Raw genomic sequence first — 11,930 nt, 5'->3', positions numbered from 1 at the left:
GCTAGGAAGCTTAGGCAATGCGAAGCTTCATCAGTAGCCCACGCGACGACTTACCCACGAGACCCCCCCCACGTTTGAAACCGGTACGCAATTTACGAGGCGATCGAAGGGTGCAGGAGCATTGCACTCGTCCGCATCGGCGCCCCATAGTGGTTGCTTACGTGATTTTTGCGCCACCACCGGGCAGGACTTTGGCGCCGGTGCCAACACAAGGTGCTGTCGGCGTAGTCGAACTTCCGGCGGCCATTGCCTGACAGTCCCACCTGTGGAACCCTCGACTTGATCCTGTCGCCGGGGTGACGATGGGCAGCTGGGAAGGAACCCGCGCATGGGACGCATCCATATTGACCTGTTCACCACACTCGACGGCGTCGCGCAGGCGCCCGGCGGGCCGGAAGAAGATCCAACCGAGAACTTCGCGTTCGGCGGCTGGCAGGCACCGCTCATCGACGAAGTTGTCGGCGAGCAGATCGATTCCGGCATGGTGGGGATGGACGCGCTGCTCCTTGGGCGGCGGACCTACGACATCTTTGCCGCGTACTGGCCGCACCAGGGTGGTGAGATCGCCGAGTTGTTCAACCGCCTTCCGAAGTATGTGGCCTCGCGTCAGTCGCCAAAGCTTGAGTGGGAGGGCTCCACGTTGCTCGGCGCCGACACGGTAGCCGAACTGCGGGAACTCCGTGACAAGCACCAGAACTTCCACGTCATCGGCAGCCTCGACTTCGTTCAGACTCTCTTCGCGGAGCGCTTGTTCGATCAGCTCAACCTATGGGTCTACCCAATCCTCCTCGGCACCGGGAAAAAGGTATTCGCCGATGGGGTGGTGCCAACAAACCTCCGGCTTATCGAGCCCGTGGTGGCCTCACCGAAGGGCGCTGTGATGCAACGCTATGCATTGGTTGAGGGAGCGCCGGCGGTGGGAAACATGGCGGAGATCGATCAGGCGTAAGGGCTGCCAAAGTGGACGGCCAGTCGTGGTGCGCAAGTCACGCTGATCGAGGCCTTCGTCGTTCGCCCACCGCACCCGTCATACCAGTCCCTACATAGGTTGCACGCCGTCGTTCGAGGCGCGTCAACATCCCAGGGCTTGGGATGCGGGCGCTCTTGCGCCGATTGCAGTGAGCACATGCGGCCACGAAGTTTCGGAGCGATGTCGCTCCACCTTTGGACCACGGATAGAAATGATCTCCGTGTTCCGCAGCTTTCGTGCAGCGCCTCCGGTAACCCGACTCCAACTCACATTGCCCGCCAGCTCGCACCATTCCATCTCGGCGCTGGTACCGCGTGAACCGGCGTTGCGGGTCACGACGCCGAACGTCGCTTGTCCGTAAGACCATAGCTACAAGCAGCAGCACCGCAATGAAGACCGCGGGCGGCCCGACAGCGAACCACAGGCCGTGAAATATCCCTTGTGCGACGGTCCCGACGGATCCCGTATCGAAGTCGCGAATGTCCCGAGGCGTTGATAGGGACAAGTAAGCAGCCCCAAAAAGCCAGACCGCAGAGACAACGACAAGCAGGCGAAGAAACTGACGCGTCCAATAGATCCGTCGCAATTCAGATCGAAACGACTGGCCCTCGGTCATGCCGTGACGTTAGCAGCAACGCTCTCCGTTCATAAGGAGGGGCGGGACAAACGTCAATCCCCGGCAACCCGCCCCGCCACGTACTCCGCGTCCAGCCCCACGCCCCCAACTATCGACGAGTAGTGCCGCGTCAGCCACGGCAGACCCACCACGAACAGCCCGGGAATCTCGGCGACTCCGCGCGCATGTTTCGGATAGCCCCACTCATCCACCAGGGGCAGGTCCGCGAACGCGAAGTCGAGCTTGTAACCGGAGGCCCACAACACCGCAGTGATACCCGCGTCGGCCAGGTTCACCTGAACGGGCTCAACAGGCAGCCAGTCATCCTCCGGAACCGGAGACTGCTCCGGCGCATCCAAGCCGGCAGCCGCGATATACGCATCAATTGCCTTGCGTGACCGCTGTCCAAACGCGGACTCGACCGCTGCGAGGCGTTCGGGGAGGTCGTCGCTGAAGGTGATGTCGCCGTCGTCGACTGATTCAAGGTGGCCATGCAGGTGCATGCCGCGGCGGCCGAGTTCGCGGAGGTGGATGCTGTGGCCGCCGTCGGTGCCGGAGAGCAGCGGATTGGGGGCGAAGCGTGCGATGGGGGAGGGCAGTGCCTCGCGGGTGAGGGCGTTGACGCCGAATTCGGGGCCGTGTTTGCCGGTTTCGAGCATCCAGTAGATGAGGTCCTGGCCGCGGTATCGTCGCGGCGCTTCGGGGACCACGGAGATGGCCAGGTGGACGTCGCGGCCGGCGTCGTGGAGCTCCTCGGCGATCTGCCCGCCCGACTGGCCGGTCCCGACGATCAACACGGCTCCATCGGGCAGCTGCTCCGGATTGCGGTAATCGTGGGTGTGGAGCTGCATCACGTCGGCGGCGAGGTTCGCGGCGACAGCAGGGATCTTGGGCACCTGATAAGCGCCCGTCGCCAGAACCACTTTCCGGGCCTGCAGGCTCCCGAGCGACGTTTCAACAAGGAACCCGCCCTGCGGCGCAGCGGACAGACGGGTCACATCGACGCCCGTGTGGATCGGCGCGGCGATCAGCTCCGCATACCGCCGGAAAAGGTTCACCGCGGCGTCGCGGGAGATGAACGCATCCCGGTCGCCGCCGTCGAACGGCATCCCCGGCAGGTCCAGCGAAAGGTTGGGCGTATTCATGTAGAAGCTGTCCCAACGGTCCTGGAAGGCCCCTCCCAAGGTGTCGCGACGCTCCAGGATCTGATGTTCAACGCCGAGCTGGGTCAGCCAGTAACTCGTCGCGAGGCCGGCTTGGCCTGCACCGATGACAACCGTGTCCTGGGAGCGTCCCATGAGGTGGAGTTTACGCTCGGGGCCGTCGTTTGGGGATGGGTGCAGCCGGCGACCGACCCAAGTCAGAGCACCTCCCGGAGCACCGCCTCACCACCTTGCGTGATGGACGGCGCCTTGCCGCTCAGGTCGAAAAGGGGTAGGTAGCCCATGTGCCGGGCGGCATGGTTCGCCATGGCGAGAGGTCCGACGTCGACTCCGGACAACGGTTCTCCGCGCAGCAGGCGAGCCGCGCTGCGCTCGCATCCGGAGATCTGAATGATGACCCTGAGGTCGAAGTTCCGCAGCAAATGGCTTGTCCAGAGACTCCTGAGATTGGCGTGCTCTGGCAGGAGCCCGCCCAGCGGGAATTCGGTTGTGCTCAATGTGACTGGCCCCCTGGGCGCTCGTGCTGTTCCTGTAGGAGGAGTGCAAGCTCGGGCCGGGTCGTGACGCAGCCGGCGTCACATCCGCCCGCCTTGGACCACTAACAAGAGGTGCCTTGCACCAGAAACGGGCATGTCAAAACGGATCTAGAAAAGGCTGGGCATGGATTTTTGGGTCGATATTGCGGAAATCATTGGGGCATTGGCTACGTCTTTGGCGCTGTTCTTCGTGGCGAAGGCAACGCGTCATTCGCGGCAGACGGTTGAGGAATCCCAGCGGATGCGCCGCTTGGAGGCAGAACGGGACGAAAGAGCAATCACGACGGCGGCGCGTCGCCAGGCTGGGCGGGTTGCATTCTGGCCGGTGCGGGGCACCATTCAAGGACGGACGCAGTGGGGAATTGAACTGGTCAACTCCAGCGAGGCACCGGTGTTCCGCCTGTCCATCGAGAGGGCGGAGGGTGCCACCCGGCAAGGCAAGGTCATCCCGGAAATCAAGGCAACAGCAAAAATCCTGCCGCCCGGCCGCTATTTCTTCAGCGATGCCCAGCGGTGGCCGAGCTATGTTGACCCGCACCAGACGTTGGAGCCGATCCCGGGAAACATCGACTACATGGCGACAGTCCGCTTCATGGACAGCGATGGATTGGAGTGGGTGCGCGGCGTGGACGGGCGGTTGGAGTCCGGTGCTGTGGCCCAGTCACCTGCGTGACCGACAGGCCATTTGATGCCGATTTTGGGCATGCCGGGAACATCCGATGGATTAAACATTTCCCAGCACTAGCCATCTGCTCAGAACTCTGTAGACTAGACGGTGTTGTTGTGTTTGGCATTTGGTAGTTCAGGCAGTCCCCACGGTCCCTCTGGATCGTGACCTTCTGAAGTAACGGTGGAGAACACCCCACACCGGAGACCCGAAAGTCGGGAGAATCTCCACCTTCAGTAAGGACTGAAAAAATGGCTACAGGTACCGTGAAATGGTTCAACTCCGAAAAGGGCTTCGGCTTCATCTCTCCTGAAGATGGCAGCCAGGACGTTTTCGCTCACTACTCTGCAATCAACTCCTCGGGCTACCGCTCCCTCGAAGAGAACCAGAAGGTTTCCTTCGACGTCGAGCAGGGCCCCAAGGGTCCCCAGGCAGTAAACATCCAGGCTATCTAGTCTTCGGATAACTCAAGAAGCAGGGCCGGTCAATGACCGGCCCTGCTTTTTTGTCGCCCCCTGATTGGAAGATGTGTACGAGCCGTGGAGATTAGATTCGAATACATATCCACATAGTGAATTACACCCATGTAATTCTGATCCAGCCCTCCGTAGCTTTGAAGGTATCCACCCACAGAGTTGATGGAGCTACCCATGGATCACCTGATTCCCACACCACCTCACCACCTAGACGCGGCCAGCGAGCACCTAGATTTGCCCAAATCACCACCTAGAAGCGGTGAAAACAGCCTGTGCAAGGCCGTTTTGCCACCTAGTCCCTCTTTCCAGATCTAACCTGCGAGGTGAGCCGCGTGTCGGGCGTCCACAGAAACAGAAGGTCAGGTCGAGTGTTCGATTCAGAGGTTCAGCGAATCCTGGACTTTATTGCACGCGGTATTGGTTCACGGATTGTTGGGGCTCCCGGCAGCGGGAAGACCACCGTTGTGCGAACCGTCGTGACGAATCTGGAGAAGACCGGCGTCGCCGTCCACTTCATCAGTGGGCTCCGCACGCACCGGACCATCCCGTTCGCTGCCATCAAGGGCCTTGGGCTCGAAATGAGGCCGGGCCGCAGCGGCGTCCTGGACCTCGCTGATGTCTTCACCAGCCGCTTGGGCACAGCCGGAAAGCATCTCATTGTGGTGGATGACCTCCATCTGGTGGATAACGAGTCCTTGGCTGTTCTTGAAGCGGTCCGGCGGAGATCCGATTGCCCCATGGTGGCCACGGCGCCGGAGACGTGGGCGTTCTCAAAGGGTCAACTGGCGGTCCTCAACAGCCGGCCCGAGGCACACCTTCAACTGGACCCGCTGCACTACGAGCAGGTGCACACACTCATTGCCCAAGTGCTCGGATCTCCGGCTGATGCGGAAACAACGGCTCGTGTCCTCACCAAATCCGCAGGGAACCCGCGTCTGGTCGTACGGATCGTGGAGACGGCACTCCTCAGCAACCTCCTGGTTCTGGAGGACAAGCAGTGGCGGATGGCCTCGAACACCCTCTGGAATGACCACCTGAGGGGAACGCTGGAAGCACTCTTAGCGGAACTCACCCCCGGCGAGTTCACCGCCCTCCACATCATGGCGATCCTCGGCACGGCCAGGATCGACGTCCTGCACAAAGTCATCCAACCCGACGACCTTGAGAACCTTGAACGCAAAGGCTTCCTCACCGTATTGGACGACCACCAGAACGGTTCCAACGCCGCGATCAGCCCGCCCGTGGTGGCCGACTACTTTCGTGGCCAGAAAATGCTGAGGGACAGGCATCTTCTTCGGAGCAAGGTAGCCGGCGTGCTGGAGGCACCGCCGCAAACCGCCCCGGAAGGCGTCACCACTGCTGATTGCCTCTCGCGGGTGCTGTCCACCCTGCGGTTGGAAAAGGGCGACGACGACGCCGTCACCGCGCGGCATTTCCACGAACACAACGCGTCCCGCGAGCAATCCCGTTTTGAGAGATGGGAAGCGAACAAATCCGTGACCAACGCTGTGTCGTTGCTCAGGATCTACTGGGGCGCACCCGTCAACACCATGCGGGCACTGCGGGTATGCACCGAAACGCCGGAACAAGGTGCTGAACCCGGGGACCTCATGTTCATGGCGATCACCAGGGCAATGCTCGCCCTGCAAGCAAGGCAGGGATTGGGCCGCGCCGTCGAAATCATCCGCAACTTCGCTGCGGACTACCCGGAATTCCACGACTACGCCGAAGCCGCGGTTCTGTTCATCACCGCTTCCAATGGGCCGGTTCGGGAAGACATGGGCAGGCCCCGCGCAGCTCAGGAGGATCAAGGCCCCGGAATGGGAAGCCTGGTGCAGGGCCTGCTGGAGCTCTACCGGTTCCAACCCTTGGCGGCGATCGAAACCGTGAAGGGCACCGGGGATGACGACATGTTCCAACAGTTGCGCCCGTTCATTCACGGCTTTGCCCTCTTTGCTGCCGGCCGCGTTGACGAGTCTTTGGTGTTTGCCTTGGATTGGCGGGGCGAAGCGCGAAAGAACCTGGACCAGTTCGGAGTTATCACCAGCAGTTACATAGCGGCCCACGGGCTGCTTTACCGCGGGCACTTCGAAGAAGCCGAGTACCTGATGAGCAGTGTGTTCGCCATGGGCAGGCCGGGATTCGTGGTGGACACGCTCTATGAGGCCATGCTGCGGCTCGCGGGACTCCGGCACACCACCACCGCAACACCGCCTGCGCTGTCCATAGCGGCGCAGGCCAGAACCGACGTTCCGGAGATTGGCCCCCTGCCCGGTATCGGAAAAGGCGTCTATGAGTTGGTGGCTAACAACAGTGCCCAACCTTCAACGTTCGATCGCAAAGTCACCAAACTCGTTCGACGCCAGCTCAAAAGCGGCTACGTGTTCGAAGCAGCCATGACCGCCCTTCTGTGCACCTGCCTGAACCCCGGAAGGCCGGTCCTGGACCTCCTTCAAAAAATCGTGCGTGAAAGCGCGATCACTGCCCACGATCAGCTCATCGCCATCGCCAACGCCGTGGTTGAAGGCGACCACAACCTGTTGGGGCTGCTCCTGAAACACTACGAACCTGACATCGACACCTACCAAGTGGGGATGCTGCTGCGGGGTGCACTCAAAAGGCACGTCATTGAGGGCGACGCTGCTGCCGCTGACGCCTTGGCTCAGGCATCGTCCATGTTTGCCGTCAAGTTTCCATCGGCCAGTGAGCAGATGTCCTTCAACTCGTTCAGGACTACACCGCTGACGGAACGGGAGATCGAAGTGGCAATTCTCGCAGGACACCGTTCCAACGTGGAGATCGCCGAGCACTTGGGAATCAGCGCCAGGACGGTGGAGAACCACATTTCAAATGCCCTCCGGAAGACCAGGGCAACATCCCGCAATGGACTCTTCATGCTCGTCGGGAATTTACTTCCGCCGCAGTGACCCGGGATAGGCTGAAACCACTTCCTAACATCGGTTTCCGGCGCCTGTTCCGTGCCGGTTCTTGAAGGGTTTCAGTGAGCAACCACCCGGCTTTGGACCGCAGACTAGGCACGTTCGACGCTTCACTCATTGGGCTCGGTTCCATGATCGGTGCCGGTGTCTTCGCGGCGTTCACCCCAGCGGCAGCAGCGGCAGGGTCAGGCCTGCTCATCGGGCTGGTCGTGGCGGCTTTCGTTGCCTTCTGCAACGCTACCTCCTCAGCCCAGCTCGCCGCGGCTTACCCCACTTCCGGCGGTACCTACGTCTACGGCCGGGAACGGCTAGGACCCTGGTCCGGGTTCCTGGCCGGCTGGGGCTTTGTCATCGGGAAAACGGCCAGCGCAGCAGCCATGGCCCTGACCTTCGCCGCCTATGCAGCCCCGCAAGGCTGGGAGCGCCCGGTGGCGATTGCCGCCGTCGTACTCTTGACCGCTGTGAACTATCACGGCGTGACCCGGACTGCGGGCCTCACCAGGGTACTGGTCATTGCTGTGCTCCTTGCCCTGGCGATTGCGCTTGCTGCGGTGTGGGGCGGTTCCGGACCTGACTTCGGCGGCATCCTGGGGGACGGGCTGCTGGCACATGGCTGGTACGGCATCCTGCAGTCGGCGGGCCTGCTCTTCTTCGCGTTCGCCGGCTACGCCAGGATTGCGACCATGGGCGAGGAAGTACGTGACCCCCGGCGAACCATTCCCAAGGCCATTACCATCGCCTTGGGCATCACGATCGTGATCTACGCAGTCATCGCCCTCACATTGCTTGGAGTGCTCGGTCCCCAAGGAGTGGCGGGGACACCAACACCGCTGGCGGACGCCGTGAATTCGGGATCAATGTCATGGGCAGCACCCGTGGTTCGGATCGGCGCTGCCGTGGCCTCCTTGGGCGCACTGCTGGCACTGATAGCAGGCCTTGGCCGCACCAGCCTGGCAATGGCTCGGGAACATGACCTGCCAACTTGGCTCTCGGCCGTCCACCCCAAATACAAGGTTCCGCATCGCGCCGAAACCGCACTTGCCATAGTGACCTGTATCGTGATCGCGGTGGCCGATCTTCGCGGCGCCATTGGCTTCTCTTCGTTCGGGGTGCTGTTGTACTACCTGGTTGCCAATGTGGCGGCCTACACGCAACCACGCGAAGACCGGCGCTACCCGAAGTTCCTGCAAGTGGCTGGTGGGCTGGCCTGCGTTGGGCTCGTGGTGACGTTACCGCCGCTGTCCGTGGGGCTGGGCGTTCTGATGTTCGCCATGGGCATCGTTTACCGTTTCCTGCGACTGCGCCGGGACCGGCACAACGAATGAACCAGGCGGACTGGGCACGACTCCACCTCGGGGGTAGTCGAGTGGAGCCGTGCCGTCATGCCGCCAACGCCTGGAGCAGGTGGGGTAACCCGCCGGACAACGGGAGTCCCGCTCCGGCGGCACAGCAAAAGACTATGGCCGGGTTCGGGTCCCTAGGTGTTCAAATCCCGAAAATAGGTGGCGTTTGGGCCGAATTGAGTGGTCAGAAGCCTGAAAAATAGGTGGTGCGCGAACGCGTCTAGGTGTTGGCGCGTCGTCGGGCGTTCCTGCGCTCAACTGATTCCATGTACGTGACGATACTGACCAGGGTCACAGCCACGGAGCTGGTCACGGCCACGGCCGTGGGAGTTTGCTGGAACGGAACCACAAGCAAGGGGCTCAGCATCATGGCGTTACCGAATCCTGAAGCGGCAAACACGCCCGCTTTCAACAGCAGGCACTTGAGCGGGTCCGCAATCATCATGGCTACCGGCGTTACGACACCCAACGCCATGGTCAGCACCACCACGGTGGTCCTTAGATCGGCAGGGTCGAGCACACTCAATCCCTCAGGAGGCGGCGCCGTTCCGAGCAGAGTGGCTGATACCGCCGAACACACTGCCACGATGCAGGTCAGGATTCGTAGGGCGGCTGGGTAGAAGTGCGTGATCACTGAAGGTCCTCTTTGTTCGTCGGCACTACCCCCGGGCATAGGGGTAGTGCCACGAACTGCGAACCTATGACGCGAAAGCGCTAATCAGCCGGATGAGCCAACCGTTTCAACAGAGGAATGAGGTCGCCGCCGGAAGCCTGTCCGAAGAACCGTTCGTCGGCGTCTTCAACCGCGGCGATGGCGCGGGGAGCCAGCTCGGCCCCTGCATCCGTGACGCGGAGCCGTTTGGACCTGGTGTCTGCAGGGTCCACCTCACGTTCGATGAGCCCCTTCACCTCCAGTGCGCGAATGACCTGGGACGCCATCTTCACATCGGTGCCTGCTTGGCGGGCGACGGCCAACTGATTGGGGTGTTCGCCCTCCTTGTTGAGCCACCAAGTGCATGCCAGCAGGACAAATTGCACGTGCGTGATCCCATACGGAGACAGGGCTGCCGCCACCTCGCGCTGCCAGCGAAGGGTGGCGTGCCACAGCAGGAATCCGGGGCTTTCGCCTGGGCTGAGCGGCATCAGCGCTGCGCGTGTTCGACGAGCGAGGCCATGGTCTCGGGCCAATCGGCCGTGATGCCCGGGCCGATCTCCGGCCCAATCTCGTCCGCCCCGGCGCCGGTGATCTCCATCCGGTACACAACCCTGACGTGGCCGCCGTCGAGCTTTTCGATGCGGTGGATGGTACGCAGGAGCAAGCCGTCGAATCGAGCCTCGTCAACGAAGAGCTCGCCGGGCTCCACCTCGGCCAGCTGTAACGGGATGGGGTCCTCGCCCGGTGGCGTCATCAGAATGTTGGTGCCTACTGCAAAGGGCCCGTCAATCTCGATCCGCTCGATCTCGGCGTTCCAGTCACCCCAATTTTCGACGTCGGACCACAGGCGCCAGATGTCCTGGGGTGCCGCGCTGGTTTCAACGCTGTATTCGTACTCCCACATAACTGCCTCCTCGACAAGATGATCTACGCACAGACTATCTGTGCGTAGATCATCTTGTCCAGAGGAGCATCAGCCGTTTTCGCAGCCGATGCCGTCGTGGTTGTTGTCCAGGCCGTAAATGTCCGAACCGATCACCGTCACTGGCCCGCGCACGTACGAGGGGCCGTTGCCCTTGCCGCTGGAACAGTCGACATCGGAGTCAATCGGCACGCAGGCACCGGCATAGTTCGGGTCGCAACCGCTTTGAGCGGGTGCGGCGGGCCCAGCGGGTGCGGCAGGGACGGCCTTCGGAGCGGCGTTGGCTGCCGCCTGAGCTGCCGCAGCCTGATCGGCCGCGGCCTTCGCTGCTTGATCCGCCGCGGCCTGGTCTGCAGCAGCCTTGTCTGCAGCAACCTTCGCCGCTGCAGCTTGGTCTGCGGCTGCCTTGTCCGCCGCCGCCTTGTCCGCTGCCGCTTTGTCAGCCACCGCCTTTGCCGACGCGGAACGCTGGTCAGACAGTGACTGTGCAGTGGCTGAGTCCAACCAGGTCAACTTGCCCGCCTGATCCACGGCGCACACGTACGTCTGGCTTGACACTAACTGGGTCTTCTTCTCCGTCGAGCACGACGTCCCAGCGATCTTGCTGGGAGTAGGTGTGGGTGAGGATGTTGCGGAACTTGACCCTTGGGTGCTGCTCACTGAGCTGGCATTTCCCATGGATCCTGGAGCGCAGGCGGTCAGCAGGATAAAGAGTGATCCGGTGGCAGCGATGCCGAATGCCTTGGAGCGAGGACCCCATGCGGATACTGGCTGTTTTTCGGCGCGCGAAAATTGTTTGTTCAAAGTAATGCCCCCTTGTAAATGCGCCGATGCGATGGCGCGTGGTGTGACCCTAACACCCGCCGGGAAATCTTGCCAGAAAAAGTCGGGTATGACTTTCGCGGCGTTCAAGCGGCGCATTGTGCCACCATGGGTGGATGCTTGGGGAACATATCGCCGCGAAGGCCCGGCTCTTTGATGTCCTCGCAGCGGACTTGGAGGCGCTGGGACCAGGGTGGAAACTGGTGGGCGTCGACGGCGTTGATGGCAGCGGAAAATCGACCTTCGCCCAAGCAGTCTCGGCGGCGCTCACGTCGGGGCTCATGGACCGGCCCGTCCTGACGATCCACGTGGATGACTTCCTCAACCTGCAGGAAGTTCGCCATCGTCGCGGCAGGACATCCCCTGAGGGTTTTTGGTTGGACACCTACGACTACGAAGCCTTGGAACAGTACGTCCTCACGCCGCTGGGGGAGGGCGGCGACGGCGAGTATCGTCCGGCAGTCATGGATCCCCGAAAAAACCTGCGGCTCCACATCGAACCGGTGAAAGCCCCGGAAGATGCGATTGTCCTTGTGGAGGGAATGTTCCTCCACCGCGATGAGCTGCGGGGCAGGTGGGATTACTCCCTCTTCCTGGATGTCCCCTTCGAGGAAACCGCCCGACGCATGTCCATCAGGGACGGTAGCAGCTTTGACCCCGAGCACCCGTCAATGCGCCGGTACGTCGGCGGGCAAAGGCTGTACTTTGAAGAGGCCCGGCCATGGACACGTGCCACGAGAGTTATCGATAACACTCATCCGGAGCAGCCCAGGTTGCTGGTGCCGGGCGAAGCCGCCGGGCGCCGCCGCTGATCTTGGCGC

Annotated in this window: 13 protein-coding genes; 6 read left to right on the top strand and 7 right to left on the bottom strand. The window is 62.0% G+C overall.

Features of this window, described 5'->3' with window-relative positions; translation table 11 throughout:
* Nucleotides 1–328: 328 nt before the first annotated feature.
* The gene (locus tag PJL15_RS19520; RefSeq protein WP_281452791.1) at nucleotides 329–949 is read left to right on the top strand and encodes a dihydrofolate reductase family protein; all 621 of its coding nucleotides are present in this window, start codon (nucleotides 329–331) and stop codon (nucleotides 947–949) included.
* 37 nt (nucleotides 950–986) lie between these two features.
* Here the strand turns inward: PJL15_RS19520 and PJL15_RS19515 are convergent, their stop codons facing one another.
* The 3 genes from PJL15_RS19515 to PJL15_RS19505 all read right to left on the bottom strand — a co-directional run bounded on the left by PJL15_RS19515 (nucleotide 987) and on the right by PJL15_RS19505 (nucleotide 3,246).
* Nucleotides 987–1,262 carry an HNH endonuclease gene (locus tag PJL15_RS19515; RefSeq protein WP_281452819.1) on the bottom strand — a complete coding sequence of 92 codons (276 nt, stop codon included), beginning with the start codon at nucleotides 1,260–1,262 and terminating at the stop codon, nucleotides 987–989.
* Between the two features lie 377 nt (nucleotides 1,263–1,639).
* Nucleotides 1,640–2,884, bottom strand: coding sequence for a flavin-containing monooxygenase (locus PJL15_RS19510; protein ID WP_281452790.1), 1,245 nt, complete (start codon nucleotides 2,882–2,884; stop codon nucleotides 1,640–1,642).
* A 62-nt stretch (nucleotides 2,885–2,946) separates the two neighbouring features.
* A complete protein-coding gene (locus PJL15_RS19505; protein ID WP_281452789.1) occupies nucleotides 2,947–3,246 on the bottom strand; it encodes a hypothetical protein in 300 nt (99 codons plus the stop codon).
* 163 nt (nucleotides 3,247–3,409) lie between these two features.
* Between PJL15_RS19505 and PJL15_RS19500 the strand changes: the two genes are divergently transcribed.
* The 4 genes from PJL15_RS19500 (at nucleotide 3,410) to PJL15_RS19485 (ending at nucleotide 8,692) form a co-directional block, all read left to right on the top strand.
* Complete coding sequence (locus PJL15_RS19500; RefSeq protein WP_281452788.1) at nucleotides 3,410–3,958, top strand: hypothetical protein; 549 nt, start codon at nucleotides 3,410–3,412, stop codon at nucleotides 3,956–3,958.
* Nucleotides 3,959–4,203: 245 nt separating this feature from the next.
* Nucleotides 4,204–4,407: a transcription antiterminator/RNA stability regulator CspE gene (gene cspE / locus PJL15_RS19495; protein WP_011773907.1), complete on the top strand. Its 204-nt coding sequence runs from the start codon at nucleotides 4,204–4,206 to the stop codon at nucleotides 4,405–4,407.
* A gap of 389 nt (nucleotides 4,408–4,796) precedes the next feature.
* A complete protein-coding gene (locus tag PJL15_RS19490) occupies nucleotides 4,797–7,355 on the top strand; it encodes a helix-turn-helix transcriptional regulator (protein ID WP_281452787.1) in 2,559 nt (852 codons plus the stop codon).
* Nucleotides 7,356–7,429: 74 nt separating this feature from the next.
* Nucleotides 7,430–8,692 carry an APC family permease gene (locus PJL15_RS19485; protein WP_281452786.1) on the top strand — a complete coding sequence of 421 codons (1,263 nt, stop codon included), beginning with the start codon at nucleotides 7,430–7,432 and terminating at the stop codon, nucleotides 8,690–8,692.
* Between the two features lie 238 nt (nucleotides 8,693–8,930).
* On the opposite strand, the gene PJL15_RS19480 is transcribed toward PJL15_RS19485, so the two are convergent.
* From PJL15_RS19480 to PJL15_RS19465, 4 genes are all read right to left on the bottom strand, one after another.
* Complete coding sequence (locus PJL15_RS19480; RefSeq protein ID WP_281452785.1) at nucleotides 8,931–9,344, bottom strand: hypothetical protein; 414 nt, start codon at nucleotides 9,342–9,344, stop codon at nucleotides 8,931–8,933.
* 80 nt (nucleotides 9,345–9,424) lie between these two features.
* Nucleotides 9,425–9,853 (bottom strand): MarR family winged helix-turn-helix transcriptional regulator, encoded by a 429-nt coding sequence (locus PJL15_RS19475; RefSeq protein ID WP_281452784.1) that lies wholly within the window; start codon nucleotides 9,851–9,853, stop codon nucleotides 9,425–9,427.
* Complete coding sequence (locus PJL15_RS19470) at nucleotides 9,853–10,269, bottom strand: SRPBCC family protein (protein WP_281452783.1); 417 nt, start codon at nucleotides 10,267–10,269, stop codon at nucleotides 9,853–9,855. Before PJL15_RS19470 ends, PJL15_RS19475 begins: the two co-directional genes overlap by 1 nt.
* 69 nt (nucleotides 10,270–10,338) lie before the next feature.
* A complete protein-coding gene (locus PJL15_RS19465) occupies nucleotides 10,339–10,845 on the bottom strand; it encodes a hypothetical protein (protein WP_281452782.1) in 507 nt (168 codons plus the stop codon).
* Between the two features lie 380 nt (nucleotides 10,846–11,225).
* Here PJL15_RS19465 and PJL15_RS19460 point away from each other — a divergent pair, with 380 nt between their 5' ends.
* Complete coding sequence (locus PJL15_RS19460; protein WP_281452781.1) at nucleotides 11,226–11,921, top strand: uridine kinase; 696 nt, start codon at nucleotides 11,226–11,228, stop codon at nucleotides 11,919–11,921.
* Nucleotides 11,922–11,930 lie beyond the last annotated feature (9 nt).

It is taken from the genome of Paenarthrobacter nitroguajacolicus (genome assembly GCF_029952445.1).
GTDB classification, from domain to species: Bacteria; Actinomycetota; Actinomycetes; order Actinomycetales; family Micrococcaceae; genus Arthrobacter; species Arthrobacter nitroguajacolicus_B.
The sequence above is the reverse complement of the archived record's forward strand: the minus strand, read 5'-3'. Positions and strand labels throughout refer to the sequence as shown.